Origin of the sequence: Saccharopolyspora terrae (assembly GCF_004348435.1) — a bacterium.
In the GTDB taxonomy this organism is placed as follows: domain Bacteria; phylum Actinomycetota; class Actinomycetes; order Mycobacteriales; family Pseudonocardiaceae; genus Saccharopolyspora; species Saccharopolyspora endophytica.
On sequence record NZ_SMKS01000051.1, the window covers coordinates 1 to 20578 of the forward strand.

The window sequence follows — 20578 nt, forward strand, 5'->3', positions numbered from 1 at the left end:
TACAGCACCGAGACCCAACGGCGCGCCGCCTTGCCCGGCTGGCTACACGGCTACAACCATCACCGCCACCACACCAGCATCGGCGGCCCACCCGCCAGCCGCGTAACCAACCTCTCAGGTCAGTACAACTAGGGACTGGTTTTCAATGCGGCGAAGCCGCATCCTCTTCCACCACCATCGCCACTGGCACCGCCGCGGGTTCGCCAGCGCCTTCGTGGCGAGTACGCCGCGACGCTGATGTCCACCCCTGGGGTAAGCGGAACACATCAGGAGCGGCGCACGGAGACCACGGAGGCGCTGTGCTTCCCCTTCGGGGGTTTCCGCCACCCGCACCGCCACGCAAAGCAATTCCCGAACAGTTCTCAACCGGAGGTGGTGGCCGGAACAGCGCCGGTGTGCTGGGGTGGCGACATGATCGAGTCAACGGACCGCGAGGTAGCGGGGAGCCTGGGAACCCTGGCAGTGCGGGAGTGGTCGGCGGACAACCCGGGCTGGATCGCGCTGATCGCGCACGGCTACGGCGAGCACTCCGGCCGCTACCAGTGGGTCGCGGAGCAGTTGGTCCACGCACGCGCTCTGGTGTGGGCACCGGACCACATCGGCCACGGCCGTTCGCCGGGCGACCGCGTCCACTTCGAGGACGCCGAGGTCCTGGTCGCCGACCTGGAGGCGCTGCGCCGCGAGGTGACCGCGCAGCACCCGGACCTGCCGGTGGTGCTGATCGGGCATTCGATGGGCGGGATGCTCGCCGCGCGCTACGCCCAGGAGCACCAGCGCAACCTGGCCGCCGTGGTGCTGTCCGGCCCGGTGCTGGGCACCTGGCACGTGCTCGACCTGCTGGAGCACGACGAGATCCCGGACACCCCGATCGACCCGGCGACGTTGTCCCGCGACCCGGAGGTGGGCGCGGCGTACCTGGGCGACGAGCTGGTCTGGCACGGCCCGTTCAAGCGGCCCACGCTGCGCGCGATCGACGACTGCCTGCTGGCGATCAACGAGGGCCCGGCGCTGGAGATCCCGACCTTGTGGGTGCACGGCGAGGACGACGAGCTGGTGCCGGAGGCCGACACCCGGACCGGCATCGACCGCATCCGGGGCCACGAGTTCCACGAGCACATCTACCCGGGCGGCCGCCACGAGCTGTTCAACGAGACCAACAAAGCCGAGGTCATGACGGATGTCCGCAACTTCATCGGCCGAGCGCTGAATTCTTAGATCGGCTGATTATACTGACGATCATTACCTGATCGAGTGAGGCGTGTCGCTTGCGCGGTTGCAGGCGTCCGCTCTTCCGGGCAGCTTGAAGTCCGACGGAGCGGGGGGCTGCCATGAACGTCGAGCGTGCGCAGGACTTGATCGGGACACCGGTTTTCGACAGCGACGGCAACCGCGTCGGCCGGGTCGGCAACGTCTACGTCGACGACCACACCAACCAGCCCGAATGGGTCACGGTGCGACTCGGCATGCTCGGGGTCAGGGAGACCTTCGTGCCGCTCGACGGCGCGATCAAGGCGGAGAACCGGCTGGAGATCCCGCTCTCCCGAGCCCGGGTCCGCAACGCCCCGAGCGTCGAGGCCGAGGGCGGACGGCTCACCGACACCGAGGGCCGCGACCTCTACGCCTACTACGGCCTCGCCGACCCCGACGAGAGCGATATCGATTCATGATCCTCTCGGGCGTTCGAACCCGGTGCGGATGCGGAAGAATCTTCCGCGATGGACGCACACAGCGAGCTCGAACTGCTCATCACGGTGGTCGTCGGCGCGCAGGACGAAGCCTCCGCCCGAGTCGCCTGCGATGACCTGGTCAGACGGGTCGGCGGACGGGTCGTGACCGTCGGGGACTGCTCCGACGAGGAGCCCGGCTGCTGGTCGCTGACGATGAGCCGCGGCACCGGGGAGACGGGCTGGCACGTGGCAGCCCTCTCGCGCGTGGTGCGCAACTTCCTCCGGGAGCTGGGGCCGGGCTACGCCCGCCACCGCGTCGCCTGCGCGCCGCCGACGGCCTGGTCGGTGGTGGACGACCCCGAGCTGGTCGGCGAACTCGTCCCGGCCGGCGAACGCCTGCTCATCGAGGCCTGGTCGGCGGAGCCCGAGGACGCCCCGGATCACCAAGAATCCACAGTAGACAACTGACTCCAACATGCCTGCCAGCTAAGACCGAACAGTGATCAACAAGGGGTGGCCCGGCCGCGCGCTGATCTCGCTCGGGCACTACCTTGTGAGTCCTTGCAGAGTCGTACCGCCCTGGGAGAGGACCGCAATCCACATGGCAGGCGTCGAAGAAGTTCGCGCAGGCATTTCGCTGGCCAACCAGAAGATGCAGGAAGGCGTCGCAGCCCTCCAGCAGACGGCGCTCGTCCTCGAAGAGGCGCAAGCCGCGCTCTCCGGCGCCATCCAGGGCACCGCGCAGGACGAGATGCAGCACGCCTACGGCATGCTCGCCGAAGTCCTGCAGACGATCGGTGGCGCGCAGGGCACGCTGTCGGCGACGATCTCCTCCACTGAGAGCTACGCCGGGCGGCTGTAGCGGTGTCCTCGCTCGACGAACTCCAGCAGGTCCTGCAGGGCATCGAGCGCCAGCTCGAAGAGGCCGGTGCGCACCTGGGCACCTGTCAGGGCAAGCTCGACGAAGCGCGTCAGGCGCTGGTCCGGCTCGACCCGGAGCACCCGGAGACCGTCCTCCCACCGGGGCTCCCCCGAACGCATGACCAGGTCGAGCGCGCCCAGCGCCTGATCGACCTCGTCCTGAACACGATCCGCGACTTCGCCACCCGTTTGTAGGACGGTCGGCGGAGCGCGGAACACCGTCCCACTGCGCGGTATTCGTGCCTGCGCATGGGTTAGGCGGGGCTTATTTCGAGGTGGTACCTTGATCACGTTCCGTAACTCGGTCTCCGAGGTGGCGTGTTGTGAAACGCAGTGACCGGCGAAGTCGCATCGAATCGGCATTCGAGCACCTGCGCCGCAGCATCTCCGCCGCCCTCGGCGCCGCCGAGAACGCGCACCAGGAAGTGCTCGACACCTGCGCCGAGCAGGAGTACGCGCTGCGCATCGCCCAGCTCGGCGCGGCTGCGGCCGAACGCGAACCCGAGAAGATCGCCGACCCGGCCGACCCGCACTTCCAGGCCGCGCTCGCCAGGGCGCTCGCCGACCGCGACGAGATCTTCCAGGACTGGACCGAGCAGGGCCCGCCGTCCCTGGAGAAGCTGGTCGCCGCGAACTCGCCCGGCAGCGCGTCGGACCCGTTCGACGCCTGGCTCGGCGAGTTCGGCGGCGGTGACGTCGCGCACCCGCCCGAGCTGTGGCGCATCGGCACCGCGACCATCCCCGACTCCCCGCTGTCGCCGTCGTTCCCCGCGGTGGTCCCGGCGCTGGACTTCGCGCACCTGCGCATCACCACCGACGAGGTGCCCGAAACCGCCGAAACCCTGGTGCAGAACCTGCTGCTGCGCATCGTCAGCCACTTCGAACCCGGCCAGGTGCGCATCCACAGCTGGGACGTCGCGAGGCTGACCGGGACGCTGCCCGATCTGCACCCGCTCAGCAGCGCCGGACTACTCACCGCCCACGACCCGACGCGGCTGGGCGACATGCTCGACGTGCTCTCCGACCACATCAAGCGCATCCACTCCGGCGCGCTGCTCGGCGAGCACACCACGCTGCGCGCGCTGGCCGCTGCCAACGGCAGGCGCGGCGAACCGTGGCGGATCGCGGTGCTGTTCGGCAACGGCCAGCCGCTGCGCGAGGAACAGCAGCAGCAGCTCCAGCGCATCGCCCGCAACGGCCTGGCCTGCGGGATCCAGCTGATCACTGTCGACCTCCCGCTGACCGTCAACAGCTCCATAGAGTCGATCACGCTGATCGGCGAGAACCGGGCCCGCACCAGCATGACCGGGCCGGAAGCCGTGGTGGCGCTGGACGAACCGCCCACGCGCGGCAAGGCGTCGAAGGCGTGCGCCGCGATCGCGGCCGAGTTCGAGTCCCGCCGCGCGCGGGTCCGCAACTTCGACGACCTGCTGCCCGACGAGCTGTGGCAGTGCCACTCGCGTTCCGAACTGCAGGCTCCCGTCGGGTTCGACGAGGGCGAAGAGGTGTGGATGCGGCTCGGCGACGCCAGCCCGCACACGCTGATCGGCGGGCCGAGCGGCTCGGGCAAGACGAACTTCCTCTACAGCATGCTCGGCGCGATGGCCGCCCGGTACTCGCCGGACGAGCTGGAGCTGTACCTGCTGGACTTCAAGGAAGGCGTGTCGTTCGCCCAGTTCACGCCGGGCAAGCGCGACCCGAGCTGGCTGCCGCACTCCAAGCTGGTGGGCGTCAACGTCAACACCGACCGCGAGTTCGGGCTGGCGCTGCTGCGGTTCCTGGCCGACGAGATGCGCCGCCGCGCCGACAAGGCCAAGGAGCACGAGGTCACCAAGCTCGAAGAGCTGCGCGCCGAGGACCCCGAGGGCCGGTGGCCGCGGATCGTGGCGGTGATCGACGAGTTCCAGTACCTGTTCGCCGACCGCGATCCGGTGACCGCGCAGGCCACCAAGCTGCTGGAAGACGTTGCGCGGCGCGGCCGCTCGCAGGGGATCCACCTGGTGCTGGCCAGCCAGGACGTCTCGGGCATCGAGGCGTTCTGGGGCAAGCCGGCGATCTTCGAGCAGTTCATCCTGCGCATCGCGCTGCCCAAGGCGCGGCGCGTGCTCACCGAGCACAACCAGGCGGCGATGGACCTGCCGCGCTGGCACGCGGTGGTCAACCACGAGTCGGGCGTCAAGCACGGCAACGAGATCGCCCGCATCCCCGACGCCACCGCCCGCGACACGTTCCACGAGCTGCAACAGCGGCTGTGGCAGCGGCGCGCGGCCGGTTCGCACCCGCCGCGCCTGTTCGACGGTTCCAACCTGCCGAAGCTGTCTGCCCTGGAGGACTTCTGGAGGCTGACCGCGCCGGTGAGCACGCCGCGCGCGCTGCTCGGTCAGGTCATCGACGTCGAGGGGACGGCCGCAGCGGTGCGGCTGTCGCGCTCGCCGGGACGCAACATCGCGGTGATCGGCTCGGTCCGCGAGGACACCACCAGCGCGCTCGGCGCGGCGGCGCTCTCGCTGTCCCGCCAGCACGAACCGGGCAAGATCCGGTTCACCATCGGTGCCCTGCTCGACGACGTCGACGACGACGCGCGCGCCGTGGCCGAGGAGCTCCGCGGGCGCGGCCACGAGGTCGACGTGGTGGGCCTGGACGAGATCTCGGCGACGCTCGACGGCATAGCCCAGGACATCGACGCCGGCGCGTCGCCGGTCCGGCACTGCGTGGTGCTCTACGCCGTCGACGCCGCGCAGACGACGCTGGAGCGCAAGGATCCGGTGACCCGCGCGTGCGCGCTGGACTCCCTGCGCAAGATCCTCAAGCAGGGCCCGGAGTCCCGGGTGCACGTGATCGGCTGGTGGCGCAGCGTGCAGCGGGTGAAGAACACCCTCGGCATGGGGCCGGTGGACGACATCGGCGCGTGGGTCGCCTTCGACGTGCACGGGCAGGAGCTCAGCGCGTTCGCCGCGGGCCAGCCGGTGAACTGGTCGCCGCGCTCGCGCCGCGGCCTGTTCTTCGACCGCTCGGTGCACTCGCGTCCCGAAGTGGTCCTGCCCTTCGACCTCGGCGGGGCTCCGCCGGTGCCCGCCCAGCGTTCGACGGAGTCGGACGCCAACGTCCGGGAGGAAGCCGGTGACTGAGACCGCGGCCGAGCGCTACCGCGAGCTGACCGCCCTGGCCACGGCCGCGGGCAAGCGGATGCGCAAGCACGAGCGCGACAGCGCCGAGAAGCTCGGCGAGAAGGTCGCGGCGGGCAAGCAGCGCACGGAGGAGTCGGAGAAGGTCCGCGACGAGCTGGTCGCCGAGGTCAAGCAGCGCTGGACGGCCGCGATGCAGGTCGTCTGGGACGAGCGCTGGCTGCGCTCCTCCGGCCTCCCGGCCGCTGACCGGAAGGCTCCCGACGCGTCGCCGTCGGAGTCCCGCCTCGCCGTCCACGAGGCGTTCGAGGACCTCCGCGACGCCATCACCAAACCCCGCCTGCCCACCGGATTCCTCTCCCGCCGCAAGAAGTCCTGAGGCCACCCCGGCGGGGCGGAATTCGAATTTCGCGCGAAATTCGAGTCGGAACTTTCGCGTTCGAATTTCGCGCGAAATTCGGATCCCTACGCTGGGCGTGTGCAGGAGCTGAGGACTGCGGCCGAGGTCGCGGAGGTCACGTCCGACCTGATGGTGCGGTGGGCGGCCCAGGCGTTGGAGCCGGGGTACCCGCACGAGCGCGGGGCGGCGTGGCGGTCGCGCAACGCGGTGGTCGTGTTCGCGCCCCGGCTCAACCGCGCCGACCGGGTGGTCCACGCCGGTGACGAGGACGACGTCGTCGCGCTGCTGCGGGAGGTCCTGCCCGGTCTGAACGGCCAGAAGGTGCGGTTGCTCGCAGCCGCTCCGCTGGCCTCCCGGGTCTCCGAGCGGTTGGGCCACGAGGTCCTGGCGACGTTCGGATGGCTGCACCTGGACGCCGCCGCGCCGCAGGGACCCACCCCCGAGGTCGAGTGGCTGACCGGAGCCGACGTTCCGGCGATCGACGCGCTGCTGCGCGAGGCCAACCCCGGCTCGTACCTGTTCCCCGACGACCCGGGAGCCGTGCGGTGGGCCGGGATCCGCGACACCGACGGCACCCCGATCTCGATCGCCGGGGACTCCTGGCCCGCACCGGGACTGCGCTACGTCTCCGGCGTCGCCACCCACCCCGCGCACCGGGGCCGGGGCCTGTCCACGCAGGTCTGCACGTTCGTGACCAGGGAGCTCGCCGCGCTCGGCGCGGTGACGCTGATGGCCGACGCCGACAACGAACCGGCGCTGAAGGTCTACCGGGGCCTCGGCTTCCGCTACAGCCCCATCTCCGCTAGTCGCGGATGAGCTTGCCCGGGTTGAGGATTCCCGTCGGGTCCACCGCCCGCTTGGCCGCGGTCAGGACCGCCGTGCCGATGTCGCCGATCTCCGCGCCCAGCCACGGCCGGTGGTCGACGCCGACCGCGTGGTGGTGGCTGATCGTGCCGCGACCGGCGATGGCGTCGCAGGCCGCTTCCTTCGCGCGCTGCCACTGGGCGAGGGCGTGCTCGGCGTCGCGCGGCGCCAGCACCGTGAAGTACAGCGAGGCACCGGTCTCGTAGGCGTGCGAGACGTGGCACATCACGATGGGCGGCTTGCTGCCGGTCTGCAGGTTGCGCACCAGGGCCGTGCGCACCGCGGAGCGCAGCTCGCTCAGCCCGCTCCAGCTCGTCGCGGTCTCCAGCGTCTCCACGCACACGCCCCGGTCGAGCAGGGCGTCCCGCTGCCGAGGCCCGGAGAAGCGGTGCGACTTCCACGACTCCCCGGCCGCCCGGCCCAACCGCACGGTCCGGACGTCGCGCAGCGCGCGCACCGCTGCCGCCCGGCGCTGCTTGAGCTCGGTGCGGGAACCGGCGTCCCAGCCGAGCACCAGCAGGCACGGGTTGCGGACGCCCTTGGCGCGCAGGAAGTTCCCGAGCGCACGTGCCTTGAGCTGCCCGGACAGCGCGAGCTGCACCTCGGTCTCGGTCGGGTCCGACAGCCTGGTGACGTCGGCGAGCACCCGTTCCTGAGCGAGCGCGCGCACGGCGTCGGTGCCGGCCTGCCAGCCGTCCACCACGAAGGCCTCGTAGCGGCTGCGCCTCGGCGCGGGCCGCACCCGGACGGCGACCTCGGTGATGACCCCGAGGATCCCTTCGCTGCCGATGGCGAGCTGACGCAGATCGGGTCCCGCGGCCGACGCCGGGGCGACACCGAGCTTCCACTCACCGGCCGGCGTCGCCAGCCGCACGCCCTCGACCATGTCCTCGAAACGCCCGTAGCCGGAGGAGGCCTGGCCCGCCGAGCGGGTCGCGGCGAACCCGCCGATGGTGGCCCGCTCGAAGGACTGCGGGAAGTGCCCGAGCGTGAATCCGTGCGCGGCCAGCAGCGATTCGGCCTCGGTCGCGCGCATCCCGGCCTGCAGCACGGCGATCCGCGAGTCCGGGTCGAGCGAGATCAGCCGGTCCAGCCGCACGAGGTCGAGGGCGACGACGGCGTTCTTCCCGCCGCGCAGCGCGTCGACGCCGCCCACGACGGAGGTTCCGCCGCCGAAGGGGACCACCGCGATGTCGTGGCGGGCGCAGATCTCCAGCACGCCCTGCACCAGCTCCGGGTCCGAGGGCAGCAGCACGGCGTCCGGGACGGCCAGTTCGGCGCCGTCGCGCCTGCGCACCAGGTCGCTGTAGGACATGCCGCCCGCGCGTCCGAGCCGCGCAGCCGTGTCGACGAGCACGTGCCGCTCGCCGAGCAGTGCTTCCAACTCGGCGCGCGGGGTGTCGGCGAGGGAGCTCCCGGGTACGTCGAGGAGCGACGACGGGACCGCCGGCGTGGTGGTCTCGGTGAGTCCGATGCGGTGCCGCAACCAGCGCAGCGCGGACGGGGACAGTGGCGCGGACGCGGCCCCTGACGGGGTCCAGCTGCCGCGGAGGGTGTGTTCGATCTCGCCGTTCACGGCTAAAGTGTGACACATGGAGTCGGATTGTCACAGCATCGAGCGAGCTGACCCGCATCACGCCCGCACCGGCAAGCGGCAGGCGGCCAACCGGGTCGCCGACGCCGACCTGCTCAGCGCGGCGCGCGCGTGCGTGCTGGCCTCAGGCGTCCGACGAACCACGCTGACCGAGGTCGCCCGCACCGCGGGCGTCAGCCGGATGACTCTCTACCGCCGCTTCCCCGACGTGGGCAGCATGGTCACGTCCCTCGTCACGGTCGAGTTCGGTGAAGTCCTCGACCAGGCACGCCGAGCGGCGGTGAGCGGCCACGCACGAGAGCGCCTCGTGCGCGTCATGGTGCGCGGCATCAGACTGCTGCGCGAAGCTCCCCTGCTGCAACGAGTCCTGGAAACCGACGCCGAACTGCTGCTGCCCTACCTGGTCGCCCGACTGGGCAGCACCCAGCTGGCGACCGACCGGTTCATTCGCGAGTATCTGGCCGCCGGGCACGCCGACGGATCGATCCGCCCCGGCGACGTGGCGGTGCAGGCCCGCTCGCTGCTGCTGCTGACCCAGTCGTTCGTCATCTCCGCAGGTCCGGCGACCGAGGACGTCGGACTCGACTCGCTGACCGACGAACTCGCCCACCTCCTCGACGGCGCTCTCCAGCCAAGGAGCCCTTCATGATCACCACGCCGCTGCCCGCCGGTTCGCTGCGCGCCACCTCGCTGAACTCCGCCCGGCTGCGAACCGACCTGCACGCGGCGGCGGAGCAGGAAGTCGACCTGCTCGTCGTCGGCGGTGGCGTCACCGGCACCGGGGTCGCCCTCGACGCAGCGGCGAGGGGACTGTCGGTGGCGCTGGTGGAGGCCGAGGACCTCGCGTGGGGAACCTCCCGCTGGTCCAGCAAGCTCGTGCACGGAGGTATGCGCTACCTCGCGCACGGCGACATCGCGCTGGCGCGGGAGAGCGCGGCCGAGCGCCACGTGCTCATGACCCGCACCGCCCCGCACCTGGTCCGCCCGCTGCCGCAGCTCATCCCCTTGCACGAAGGGATGTCGCGACGCCGGGAAGTCGTCCTGCACGCAGGTCTGCGGGCAGGCGACGCGCTCCGGCGGGCGGCGCGGACGCCCTCCGACGTCCTGCCGTCGCCCAAGAGGATCCCTTCGGCCGAAGCCCTCGCGCTCGTTCCCGGACTTCGCCCGGCCGGGCTGCGCGGCGGCCTGCTGAGCTTCGACGGGCAGCTGGTCGACGACGCACGGCTGGTGGTGGCGCTGGCGCGCACGGCGGCCGGGTTCGGCGCGCGCGTCCTCACCCGCTGCGCGGTGACGTCCCTCGACGGCGGAGGCGCCGACCTGGTGGACGCGCGCAGCGGCGAATCGCTGCGGATCCGCGCGCGATCGGTGGTCAACGCCGCGGGCGTGTGGGCCGGTGACCTCGTGCCGGAGGTCCGGCTGAGCCCGTCGCGCGGATCGCACCTGGTGGTCGACGCCGACGCTGCCGGGGTCGCCGGAACCGCCGTCGTCGCGCCCGTGCCAGGTGAGCCGGGACGGTTCCTGCTGCTGATCCCGCTGCCCGACGGCCGCGCGATCCTCGGGCTGACCGACGAACCGGCGCCCGGTCCCATCCCGACCGTCCCGGAGGTCCCGGAGTCCGATGTGGACTTCCTGCTGGCCGGGGTCCGCGACGTCCTGGGAGCGCCGCTGACCCGCGACCACGTCCTCGGGTCGTTCGCCGGCCTCCGGCCGCTGCTCCAGCAGGACGGCAAGGACTCCGCCGACCTCTCCCGCCACCACGCGGTGCTCACGTCGGAGGAAGGGGTCATCACGGTCATCGGCGGCACGCTCACGACCTACCGGAAGATGGCCGCTGACGCCGTGGACGCGGCGGTCGGGTCCCGCGGCCTGTCGGCCGGGCCTTCGCGGACCACCGAGATCGCGCTGGTCGGCGCTGCCCCTCGGCGTCACCTCACCGACATCGAGGCTCCCGCCACCCTCGTCGCCAAGTACGGCACCGAAGCCGCCCGCGTCGCGGCCCTGACCGAGTTCGACCAGGACCTCGCCGAACCTGTCGCGGAAGGCCTCCACCTCACGGCGGCCGAAGTCCTCTGGGCGGTCCGCCACGAAGGCGCCCTCGATGCCGACGACGTCCTCGACCGCCGCTCCCGCCTGGGCCTCGACCCCGCCCAACGCACCGCAGCCCTCCCCCAGGTCGAGAACCTGGTCACCAGAGCACTGGCAGGAATCGAACCCTGACCCACCACCTCTCCCCGACTACCGCAGCAATCCGTGACCCGAATACGGCAGTAATCCGGGTCCCGCCACAGGCGCAGTCCCAGCTCCAGACCCGAATACCGCAGTAATCCGTGGCCCGAATACGGCGGTAATCCGGGTTTCGGTGCCGGGGTGAGGTGCAGAAAGGCCCCGGGGCCGGCCTTGGTGGCCGGGCTCTCCGGGGCCCATTGCGTGGTCCGAGGCCTTGGCCTCAGACTTGATTCAGGTAACGATTCAGATCAGCGCTGGTCCATCGGCTTGTACGGACGCTCGGCGGCACCGGTGTAGACCTGACGCGGACGACTGATCTTGCGGGCCGGGTCCTCGATCATCTCGCGCCAGTGCGCGATCCAGCCGGGAAGGCGGCCGAGCGCGAACAGCACGGTGAAGAACTTCGTCGGGAAGCCCATCGCCTTGTAGATCAGGCCGGTGTAGAAGTCCACGTTCGGGTAGAGCTTGCGCGAGACGAAGTAGTCGTCCGACAGCGCCCGCTCCTCCAGCCGCAGCGCGATGTCCAGCAGCGGGTCGTTGGCACCCAGCTTGGACAGCACCTCGTCGGCGGTCTTCTTGATGATCGCCGCGCGCGGGTCGTAGTTCTTGTAGACCCGGTGGCCGAAGCCCATCAGGCGAACGCCGGGCTCCTTGTTCTTCACCCGCTCGACGAACGCGTCGACGTCGCCGCCGTTGTTCTTGATGCCTTCCAGCATCTCCAGCACCGCGCTGTTCGCGCCGCCGTGCAGCGGGCCGAACAGGGCGTTGATGCCGGCCGAGACGCTGGCGAACATGTTCGCCTCGGACGAGCCGACCATCCGGACCGTCGAGGTGGAGCAGTTCTGCTCGTGGTCGGCGTGCAGGATGAACAGCAGGTCCAGCGCGCGGGCCAGGGTCGGGTCGACCTCGTAGGGCTCGGCGGGGAAGCCGAAGGTCATCCGGAGGAAGTTCTCCACCAGGCCCAGCGAGTTGTCCGGGTACAGGAACGGCTGGCCGACCGACTTCTTGTAGGCGTAAGCCGCGATCGTGGGCAGCTTCGCCAGCAGGCGGACCGTGGACAGCTCGACCTGGTCCTTGTCGAACGGGTTGAGGCTGTCCTGGTAGAAGGTCGACAGCGCCGAAACCGCGGACGACAGCACCGGCATCGGGTGCGCGTCGCGGGGGAAGCCGTCGAAGAACTGCTTGAGGTCTTCGTGCAGCAGCGTGTGGCGGCGGATGCGCTCGGAGAACTCGTCGTACTCCTGCTGGGTCGGCAGCTCACCGTAGATCAGCAGGTAGCTGACCTCGATGAAGTTCGACTTCGCCGCGAGTTCCTCGATGGGGTAGCCGCGGTACCGGAGGATTCCGGCGTCGCCGTCGATGTAGGTGATGTCGGAGTTGCAGGCTGCGGTGTTGACGAAGCCCGGATCCAACGTCACCAAACCGGTCTGGGCCAGCAACTTGCCGAGATCGACGCCAGGCGCACCCTCGGTAGGTTGCGTCACCTGCATTTCGTGCTCGCCGGCGTCATAGCGCAGCGCGACGGTACGTTTGGCGGTCACGTCGTCGGGCATTCGGGAACCTCTCGCGCTCGTCAAGGGGTGCGTGATGACGACCGCGATAGCCCAGCCAAGCGGCAGGGCTCGATGTCGCCCGCGCTCCGGTCGGGGTGTCCGAACCGTCGCAGCACCACCCCGTTGGGGTCCTGTCAGTAGTCACGCTAGACCGCCGGAGGGTCCCCGCGCAGCAATCGCGTTTCCTCTTTTTTGCAGGTGGGACCACGATCACATCACACTTACCGGTAGGCGGAGCGCCGATGTCGACGCTCCGCCACCGCCTGACACCACCATCGTGACCACGAGTGAAATCCGAACGGTCTAATCCGGATTCGTTCTTCCGCAGTCAGACCGCTGAGCTCACGGGGCGTGTTCGGACACCACCGGATGGATTCCGATCACGCATCCAGCTCCGCGGACCACGGCGGTTCGGCTCCGGGACGCGAAACGGTGACGGCCGCCGCGGCGGCGGCGAACGACAGGGCCTGCTCCCACTGCCGCGCGCCCAGCGCGCGGACCTTCTCGGGCGACAGCGCACCGTTGCGGTGGAGCCACGCCAGCAGCGCCGCCTGCACGGTGTCGCCGGCGCCGATGGTGTCGGCGACGTCGACCTTCCGACCGGGGACCGTGACCTCGCCGTCGGCGGTGACCGCGGTGAGCCCGTCGGCTCCCCTGGTCAGCACCACCGCCGCCGGGCCGCGCGCCTGCCACTCGCGGGCCGCTTCGACCACGTCGCACCCCGGGGCGAGCCACTCGGCGTCGTCGTCGGAGACCTTGAGCAGCCCGACCGAGGGCAGCCAGGAGGAGAACCGCGCCCGGTAGGCGTCCGCGTCGGCGATGAGGTCGGCTCGGATGTTGGGGTCGAGCGCGATGAACACGCCCCGCTCGGCCTCGCGGAACAGCACCTTCTCGTACGCGGTGGCGCCGGGTTCGAGCACCATGCCCAGCGTGCCCAGGCACAACGCGGTCGTGCCGTCCGGGAGCGGCTGGTCGGTGACGAAACGCGCGGCGGTGCCTTCGGTGTGGAAGCTGTAGCGGGCCGAGCCGTTGGCCTCCAGCCCGACCACGGCCAGCGTCGTGGGCTCCGGGCCCCGCTGGACCAGGGAGGTGTCCACTTCGGACTCGATGAGCCGTTGCAGCATGCGGTCGCCGAACTGGTCGGTGGACAGCTTCGCGTAGAACGCGGCGGGCACGCCGAGCCTGCCCAGCGCGATGGCCACGTTGTAGGGCCCACCTCCGAGCAGCGGGTGCAGCGGGCCGAGCTCTCCGTCCGGGGTGGACGAATCCGGCACGAGGTCGACCAGGGCCTCACCGCCGATGACGATCAATTTTCCTCCACTGTGTCCGAAGGGGACTTCTCCTGGGCCAGTCCGCCCAGCAGGAACTGCGACAGCGCGGCGAACGCGGCGGCGTCGGACAGCCCGGTGCGCTCGCCGATCTCACCGCGCTGGATGCCGGCGATGGTGCGGCCGACCATCTCGCCGACGAAGCCCGCGTGGACCTCGCGGAACACGCCTTGCCGCACGCCTTCGGCGATGAACCCGCGCAACCGGTCGGCGGCGGCACCCGCGTTGGCCTCGTAGGTGGCGCGGGTCGCGAGGTTGGCGCCCATGTCGGTGATGAACTCGCGCGACGCCGGGCGCAGCGCTTCGGCTGCGGCGTCGAGGTAGGCGCGCACCTTCTCCCGCGGATCGTCGGCGACCTCGGCGCGGCGCTCGATGTCCTCGGTGGCGCTCTTGAAGTAGTGCGCCACGACGCGGACCGCGAGCTGCTCCTTGCTCCCGGCCAGCGTGTAGAGGGTCGATTTCGAGCAGTGCAGCCTGCCGGCCAGGTCGTCGAGGGTGAAGTGGGCGAACCCCTCGGCCAGGAACAGATCGCGAAGCCGGCCCAGGAGTTCGGCTCGTCTGGGGTTCAGCGCCCGCTCGGCTCGGGAGGTGCTCATCGGGAGAAGCCTGCCACAGGATGCTTAATCCTCGGCGCAGAGCTTTCCACAGTACTGGAGTACCGCCTACAGTACTGATTGCAGTACGACAGCCCGGTACTCACACTGGACCGCGGGAGCGCGCCATGACCGTTGACCGCCTGCTTCCGACGCAGGAAGCCGCAGATCTGCTCGCGTTGACCCGCGAGATCGCCCGCGACGAGCTCGCCGGCCGCGCGGCCGAGGACGAAGCCGCCGGGAAGTTCCCGCGCGACGCCCTCCGCCTGCTCGGCGACGCCGGGCTGCTCGGCCTGCCCTACCCCGAGGAGCACGGCGGCGGTTCCCAGCCGTACGAGGTGTACCTGCAGGTCCTGGAGGAGATCAGCAGCGCCTGGATGACGGTCGGCGTGAGCCTTTCGGTGCACACCATGAGCTGCTACCCGCTCGCCCACTTCGGCACCGCCGAGCAGCGCGAGCGGTGGCTCCCGGAGATGATCGGCGGTTCGACGCTGGGCGCCTACGCGCTGTCCGAACCGCACGCCGGCTCCGACGCCGCCGCGCTGAGCACCCGCGCCGAGCGGACCGGCGACGAGTACGCCATCAACGGGCAGAAGGCGTGGATCACCCACGGCAGCGAAGCGGACTTCTACACGCTGATGGCGCGCACCGGCGACGGCGCGCGAGGCATCAGCTGCCTGCTGGTCGACTCCGCCACCTCCGGCCTGACGGCGGGACCGCCCGAGCACAAGATGGGACTCACCGGGTCACCCACGACCCCGCTGTACTTCGAGGACGCCCGCGTCCCGGCCGAGCGGTTGATCGGCGAGGAAGGCGACGGGCTCAAGATCGCGCTGTGCGCGCTCGACTCCGGACGTCTGGGCATCGCCGCGTGCGCGGTGGGCCTGGCCCAGGCCGCGCTGGACCTCGCGGTCGACTACGCGCAGCAGCGCAAGCAGTTCGGGCACCCGATCATCGAGTTCCAGGGCATCGAGTTCCTGCTGGCCGACATGTCCGCCGCCATCCACTCGGCCCGCGCGATGTACCTCGACGGCGCCCGCCGCCGCGACGCGGGACTGCCCTTCGGCGAGCAGGCGTCGGTGGCGAAGCTGGTGGCCACCGACGCCGCCATGAAGGTCACCACCGACGCGGTCCAGGTCCTCGGCGGCGCCGGCTACACCCGCGACTTCCCCGCCGAGCGCTACATGCGCGAGGCCAAGGTCCTGCAGATCTTCGAGGGCACCAACCAGATCCAGCGCGTCGTCCTCGCCCGCCACCTCGCCAAGAGCTAGAAACTGTTCAAGAATGCGGCGCAGCCGCTTCCTCAGGTGTGGGACTCAGCCCGCACCGCCGCGGGTTCTGACACGTCGTCTGGCGAGTACGCCGCGACGCCGTGTATTGGCATACATCAGGAGTGGCGCCCGGAGTCCAGGCGGCGTGTCAGGTTCCGCTACCCGCACCGCAAAGCAAAGCAACCACAGCGACAGGACTTCGCAGGTCAGAGGGGTTTGAGGCCCCAGTGGGCCGTCCAGGCCTCGCCCGGTTGGAGGGTGATGAGGTCGGTGCCGGAGTTGAGGGCGTCCGGCGGGCACGTCATCGGTTCGATGGCGATGGCGCGACCTCGTTCGGGGAAGTCCTCGGCCGTGTAGACCTGGACCCACTTGAAGACCGGATCGGCCCACAGCTGGACGCCGTGACCGTCGGGGCCGGTCAGCGAGTGGCGCACGAGACCAGCCGGGTCGTCGGGAGCCGGGGCTGCGCCGCCGAAGGCGGTGTCGAGCCAGACGCCCGCGAGAGGGCGACCGGTGCGGAAGTCGACCTCGTCGCCCTCCAGCGCGCGCGGCGGCCGGACCGGCAGCAGCCGGTCGGCGTCCACCGGCAGCACCGTGGAGGCGGCCAGCCGCAGCGTGCACTCGTCGGTCTCGACGTTGCCCGCGCGCGGGTACGGGTGCACTCCGACGCCGAAGGGAACCGCGCGCCCACCCAGGTTCTCCACGGTGTGGGTCACGGTGAGCCCGTCGCCGTCGAGGGCGTAGCCGATGGAGGTCAGCAGCGGCACCGGCCAGCCGGGACGCGGCGAGACGGTCGCCTGCAGCACCACGGCGGAGTCGGTGTGCTCGACGATCGCCCACGGCGCGTGCCGCAGCAGTCCGTGGATGGCGTTGCTGCGGTCGGGCTCGGTCAACGCGAGCTGCTGCGGTTCGCCGTCGAGCGCCCAGCGCCCGTCGGCGACCCGGTTCGGCCACGGCACCAGCACCCCACCGGCGGCTGACGGCGGGAGCCGGTCGGCGTCGAAGGTCTCGGTGTGGGGCACGCCGTCGACGGTGAAGGCGCGCAGCGCGGCGCCGAACTCGGTGATGACCGCCTTCGCGGTCCCCGAGCTGATCTCGAACTGCCGTCCGGTGGCGGGAAGAGGATCATGCACTCCGCCACTCTACGACCACGAGGCGGCCCCGGACACCGCGAACAGCGTCCCGGACCGCCTCGTCGGACGTGGATTCCTACTTGCTCAGGGACTCCGCCTGGAAGTCCGTCTTGCCCTTCACAAGGTAGTTGATCAGCCAGAAGATCACGCCGATGCCCAGCAGGACGCCGGCGATGATGTACTCCGTGGCCGGTCGGCCGGACAGCGGGCTCGCGAAGAACGCGCAGGTCAGCGCACCCAGCACGGGAACCCAGGTGGGGGCCTTGAAGTGGTCGTGCTCCACCTCGTCCTTGCGCAGCACCAGAACCGCGACGTTGACCACCGCGAACACCACGAGCAGCAGCAGCGACGTGGTGCTGCCCAGGTCGGAGATCTCCAGCGAGCTCACCAGGATGACCGCGATGATGCTGGTGAACAGGATCGACACCCACGGGGTGCGGCGACCCTTGTGCACCTTGCCGAACACGCTCGGCACGACACCCTCGTTGGCCATGCCGTAGACCAGTCGGCTGGCCATCAGCATGTTGATCAGCGCCGTGTTGGTGACCGCGAACAGCGCGATCAGCGAGAACAGGATCGGCGGGAACCACGGGGCCGCGGCCTTGACGACCAGCAGCAGCGGACCGTCGGACTCGGCGAGCTCGGCGGTCGGCACGAGCGTCGAGGTGATCACCGCGATGACCAGGTAGATGGTCGCGGTGATGACCATGCCCAGGAGCAGGGCGCGCGGGAAGTTCTTCGACGGCTCCTTGGTCTCCTCGGCCATGTTCACCGAGTCCTCGAAGCCGACCATGGCGAAGAACGCCAGCGCGGTGGCCGAGGTGACCGCGAGCAGCGGCGAGGTGTCGGTGTCGAACTGCGTCAGCCTGCTGGGGTCCGGCGCGATGTCGGCGTTGTGGCTCCCCCCGAAGATCGCGATCAGACCGAAGACGATCACGATCGCCAGACCGGACAGCTCCACGCACGTCAGGACGACGTTCATCTTCACCGACTCGCCGACACCGCGGAAGTTGATCGCGGCGAGCAGCAGCAGGAAGCCGAGCGCGACCATCCACGAGTAGGGCTCGACGCCGTCGCCGAAGATGCCCGTCAAGTAGTCACCGCTGAACGCCTGCGCGGCCGAGGAGGCCGACGTGATGCCCGAGCACATCACCGCGAAGGCGATCAGGAAGGTCACGAAGTGGATGCCGAACGCCTTGTGCACGTACAACGGAGCGCCACCGGCCCGGGGGTACTTGCCGACCAGCTCCAGGTAGCTGAACGCGGTCAGGAAGGCGACCACGAAAGCGACCAGGAACGGAACCCACAGGGCCCCGCCGACCTTGCCGGCGACCTTCCCGGTCAACGAGTAGATCGTGGTCCCGAGGATGTCTCCCACCACGAAGAAGAGCAGCAGTTTCGGGCCCATCACCTTCTTGAGGCCAGGCTCGTGCGCACCGCCGGGCGCATTAACGGTCGTTTCGTTGGCCATAGTGGAGAAGTGTGCAGGGTGGCTTCGACGACTGTCTGCCCGCCCCTGGTCGAAACGCACTCCGTCGAGTGGCGCAAGCGTGGCGGAGTGCCCAACGAGCACGCTCCGCCCTGGTCAGATCACGTGTCGTCACCGGTGGGCGCCTTGTACTTCCAGAACGCGGGCAGGGCCACGGCCGACAGCGCGGCGGCGAGCACGACCAGCACTCCCCCGATCATCACCGCTGGTCGGGTACCCAGCGCGGCACCCGCCAGGCCGTGCAGCGTGTCGGCCAGCCTCGGCCCGCCCGCGACCACGACGGTGAACACGCCTTGGATGCGGCCGCGCATCTCGTCGGTGGCCGCCGCCTGCAGGATCGAGCTCCGGTAGACCATGCTGACCAGGTCGGCGCCGCCGCCGAGCGCCAGGAACAGCACCGCCAGCCACAGCGAGTCGGCGAAGCCGAAGCCGATGATCGCCACGCCCCAGGCCACCACGGCGATCGTCACGCCGACGCCGTGCCGGGCGATGCGGTGCAGCCAACCGGAGAACAGCCCGAAGCAGAAGGCGCCCAACGGGATCGCCGCGTACAGCCACCCGAGAGCGGCACCGCCGCCGGGCGGGTCGCCGAAGGTGCGCTCGGCCATCTCCGGGAACAGCGCGCGCGGCATGCCGAAGACCATCGCGATGATGTCCAGCAGGAACGACGCCAGCAGCACGGCGTGCAGACCGAGGTAGCGGAAGCCGTCGAGCACCGAGCGCAGACCCGCCTTCTTCGGCGCACCGTCCTGCGGCGGCAGCGCGGGCAGCCGGAACACCGCCCACAGCGCCAGGCACAGCGCGATGGCGTCCACCAGGTACAGCACGGACAACCCGAGCAGCGGCAGCAGAACTCCCGCCAGCAGCGGTCCGACGATGGAGCCGAGCTGGAAGACGGTGGAGCCCAGGGCTTGCGCGGACGGCAGCAGGTGGGCGGGGATGAGCCGGGCGACGGCGGCGGCGCGCGTCGGCGAGTTGACCGCGAAGAACGTCTGCTGGAGCGCGAAGAGCACCAGCACCAGCCACACCGACGGGATTCCGGCGAACGCGACCAGCCACAGCAGCACGGAGGTTCCCGCGAGCCCGCCGTTGGTGATGATCATCAGCTTCCGGCGGTCCACGGCGTCGGCGATCGCGCCGCCCCACAGGCCGAACACCACCAGCGGGACCAGTCCGAAGATGCCCGCCAGCCCGACGTAGAAGGAGGATCCGGTGATGTCGTAGAGCTGCTTGGGCACGGCCACGGCGGAGAACTGGGCGCCGACGGCGGTGACGATGTTGGAGATCCACAGCCTGCGGTAGGCCGGGTAGTGCAGCGGTCGGGTGTCGATGAAGACCTTGCTGAACGAGGACTTGAAGCTACGCCGGGGAATGGTTCCGCTGCTCTGCCGCACGAAAGACGCAGCGTAGTCCTTCGCGAAACTAAAGGACCACTGGTTATCCGCCCGTGTGACGGAGCTCTACGCCACTCCCCGGCGACTCACTCACGGAGCGAGGCGTTCGACCGTCCAGGTGTCATCGGTCCGGCGGAAGCGGAGCCGGTCGTGGAGCCGGTCGGGACGTCCCTGCCAGAACTCGACGAAGTCCGGGCGGATCCGCCAGCCGCCCCAGTGCGGGGGTACCGGGACCTTCTCGGCCTCGCCGAAGCGGCGCTCGATGCCGTTGAGGGAGTTCTCCAGCGCTTCGCGGCCGTTGACCACCCGCGACTGCGGCGACGCCCAAGCGCCCAGCTGCGAACCGCGCGGGCGCTCCGCCCAGTACTCGGCGGTCTCCGACGAGCTGACCTTCTCGACCTCGCCGCGCACGTTGACCTGGCGCTGCAGGCCCAGCCACGGGAACGTCGCCGCGGCAACGCGCGTCGTCTTGAGGTCGTGGCTCTTGTTGGACGTGTAGTTGGTGAAGAACACCACGCCGCGCTCGTCGAAGCCCTTGCACAGCACCGTCCGCGAGGACGGGAAGCCCTCCGGATCGGCGGTGGCCAGCACCATCGCGTTCGGCTCGACCAGTTCGGCCGACACCGCCTCGTCGAACCACAGCCGCAGCTGCTCGTGCCAAGTGCCGGCGAGCGAATCCTCGTTCAACGCCCCGGCTTCGTAGGAAACACGCATGGACGGCAACGCGACGTTGGCCTCCGTCATCCTCTTCCTCCCTGACTCGTCCGGCGAACGGCACGACTCGACTTCGACATTCCGGCTCGGCGCCGGACGGTACGGGTTGGACGAGGCCGACGCGCGCGAGGCGCATCGGCCATTCGTTATGACGGTAAACGGGATCGGAACGGGAGCCGAATCGACGATAGGTCACGATCGATTCCGCAACCGATGCAGTGATCGTTCCCACAACGGCTCCACGTCACCCGAACAGCCGTTGCGCTGCGAGAAGAGCAAGGGAACCTTTCGCTCATCCCACGTCAC

19 protein-coding genes and 1 pseudogene are annotated in these 20578 nt (G+C 70.2%); 12 read left to right on the top strand and 8 right to left on the bottom strand.

From position 1 onward, the window contains the following. The 9 genes and pseudogenes from E1181_RS23220 to E1181_RS23260 form a co-directional block, all read left to right on the top strand. Positions 1-132 (top strand): annotated as a pseudogene (locus tag E1181_RS23220) (IS481 family transposase); the annotation flags it as partial. Between the two features lie 279 nt (positions 133-411). After that, positions 412-1215 (top strand): alpha/beta hydrolase, encoded by an 804-nt coding sequence (locus E1181_RS23225; protein WP_132677826.1) that lies wholly within the window; start codon positions 412-414, stop codon positions 1213-1215. 113 nt (positions 1216-1328) lie between these two features. Continuing rightward, positions 1329-1667, top strand: a complete 339-nt coding sequence (locus tag E1181_RS23230; protein ID WP_132677828.1) for a PRC-barrel domain-containing protein — start codon at positions 1329-1331, stop codon at positions 1665-1667. A gap of 48 nt (positions 1668-1715) precedes the next feature. Next, complete coding sequence (locus E1181_RS23235; protein WP_207922270.1) at positions 1716-2135, top strand: hypothetical protein; 420 nt, start codon at positions 1716-1718, stop codon at positions 2133-2135. 133 nt (positions 2136-2268) lie between these two features. Beyond that, positions 2269-2529 carry a hypothetical protein gene (locus E1181_RS23240; protein WP_132619308.1) on the top strand — a complete coding sequence of 87 codons (261 nt, stop codon included), beginning with the start codon at positions 2269-2271 and terminating at the stop codon, positions 2527-2529. Between the two features lie 2 nt (positions 2530-2531). Next, entirely contained in the window at positions 2532-2783 is a 252-nt protein-coding gene (locus E1181_RS23245; RefSeq protein WP_132677830.1) for a hypothetical protein, read from the top strand. Positions 2784-2911: 128 nt separating this feature from the next. Further along, on the top strand, positions 2912-5716 hold the full coding sequence (locus E1181_RS23250) for an FtsK/SpoIIIE domain-containing protein (protein WP_132677831.1): 2805 nt from the start codon (positions 2912-2914) through the stop codon (positions 5714-5716). Next, positions 5709-6092: a hypothetical protein gene (locus E1181_RS23255; protein WP_132677833.1), complete on the top strand. Its 384-nt coding sequence runs from the start codon at positions 5709-5711 to the stop codon at positions 6090-6092. The genes E1181_RS23250 and E1181_RS23255 overlap by 8 nt, the downstream gene beginning before the upstream one ends. A gap of 99 nt (positions 6093-6191) precedes the next feature. Further along, entirely contained in the window at positions 6192-6929 is a 738-nt protein-coding gene (locus E1181_RS23260) for a GNAT family N-acetyltransferase (protein ID WP_132677835.1), read from the top strand. Here the strand turns inward: E1181_RS23260 and E1181_RS23265 are convergent. Further along, positions 6916-8571: an FAD-binding oxidoreductase gene (locus E1181_RS23265; RefSeq protein ID WP_408010479.1), complete on the bottom strand. Its 1656-nt coding sequence runs from the start codon at positions 8569-8571 to the stop codon at positions 6916-6918. The genes E1181_RS23260 and E1181_RS23265 overlap by 14 nt on opposite strands. Here E1181_RS23265 and E1181_RS23270 point away from each other — a divergent pair. Both E1181_RS23270 and E1181_RS23275 read left to right on the top strand, forming a co-directional pair. Next, the gene (locus tag E1181_RS23270) at positions 8570-9220 is read left to right on the top strand and encodes a TetR/AcrR family transcriptional regulator (RefSeq protein ID WP_132677839.1); all 651 of its coding nucleotides are present in this window, start codon (positions 8570-8572) and stop codon (positions 9218-9220) included. The two genes, E1181_RS23265 and E1181_RS23270, sit on opposite strands and share 2 nt — an antisense overlap. Continuing rightward, positions 9217-10788 carry a glycerol-3-phosphate dehydrogenase/oxidase gene (locus E1181_RS23275; protein WP_132677840.1) on the top strand — a complete coding sequence of 524 codons (1572 nt, stop codon included), beginning with the start codon at positions 9217-9219 and terminating at the stop codon, positions 10786-10788. Before E1181_RS23270 ends, E1181_RS23275 begins: the two co-directional genes overlap by 4 nt. Before the next feature lie 257 nt (positions 10789-11045). On the opposite strand, the gene E1181_RS23280 is transcribed toward E1181_RS23275, so the two are convergent. The 3 genes from E1181_RS23280 to E1181_RS23290 form a co-directional block, all read right to left on the bottom strand. Beyond that, positions 11046-12350 carry a citrate synthase gene (locus tag E1181_RS23280; protein ID WP_132677841.1) on the bottom strand — a complete coding sequence of 435 codons (1305 nt, stop codon included), beginning with the start codon at positions 12348-12350 and terminating at the stop codon, positions 11046-11048. A gap of 380 nt (positions 12351-12730) precedes the next feature. Next, positions 12731-13660, bottom strand: coding sequence for a carbohydrate kinase family protein (locus tag E1181_RS23285; RefSeq protein ID WP_132677842.1), 930 nt, complete (start codon positions 13658-13660; stop codon positions 12731-12733). Further along, a complete protein-coding gene (locus E1181_RS23290; protein WP_132677844.1) occupies positions 13657-14274 on the bottom strand; it encodes a TetR/AcrR family transcriptional regulator in 618 nt (205 codons plus the stop codon). The genes E1181_RS23285 and E1181_RS23290 overlap by 4 nt, the downstream gene beginning before the upstream one ends. A 125-nt stretch (positions 14275-14399) precedes the next feature. Between E1181_RS23290 and E1181_RS23295 the strand changes: the two genes are divergently transcribed. After that, the gene (locus E1181_RS23295) at positions 14400-15542 is read left to right on the top strand and encodes an acyl-CoA dehydrogenase family protein (RefSeq protein ID WP_132677845.1); all 1143 of its coding nucleotides are present in this window, start codon (positions 14400-14402) and stop codon (positions 15540-15542) included. Between the two features lie 206 nt (positions 15543-15748). Here E1181_RS23295 and E1181_RS23300 read toward each other — a convergent pair whose 3' ends face one another. The 4 genes from E1181_RS23300 to pdxH form a co-directional block, all read right to left on the bottom strand. Beyond that, positions 15749-16675: an aldose 1-epimerase family protein gene (locus E1181_RS23300; RefSeq protein ID WP_132677846.1), complete on the bottom strand. Its 927-nt coding sequence runs from the start codon at positions 16673-16675 to the stop codon at positions 15749-15751. Positions 16676-16751: 76 nt separating this feature from the next. Next, the gene (locus tag E1181_RS23305) at positions 16752-18146 is read right to left on the bottom strand and encodes an APC family permease (RefSeq protein ID WP_132677848.1); all 1395 of its coding nucleotides are present in this window, start codon (positions 18144-18146) and stop codon (positions 16752-16754) included. A gap of 119 nt (positions 18147-18265) precedes the next feature. Further along, complete coding sequence (locus tag E1181_RS23310; RefSeq protein WP_132677849.1) at positions 18266-19558, bottom strand: MFS transporter; 1293 nt, start codon at positions 19556-19558, stop codon at positions 18266-18268. A 90-nt stretch (positions 19559-19648) separates the two neighbouring features. After that, entirely contained in the window at positions 19649-20302 is a 654-nt protein-coding gene (gene pdxH / locus E1181_RS23315; RefSeq protein ID WP_132677851.1) for a pyridoxamine 5'-phosphate oxidase, read from the bottom strand. Between the last annotated feature and the right edge of the window lie 276 nt (positions 20303-20578).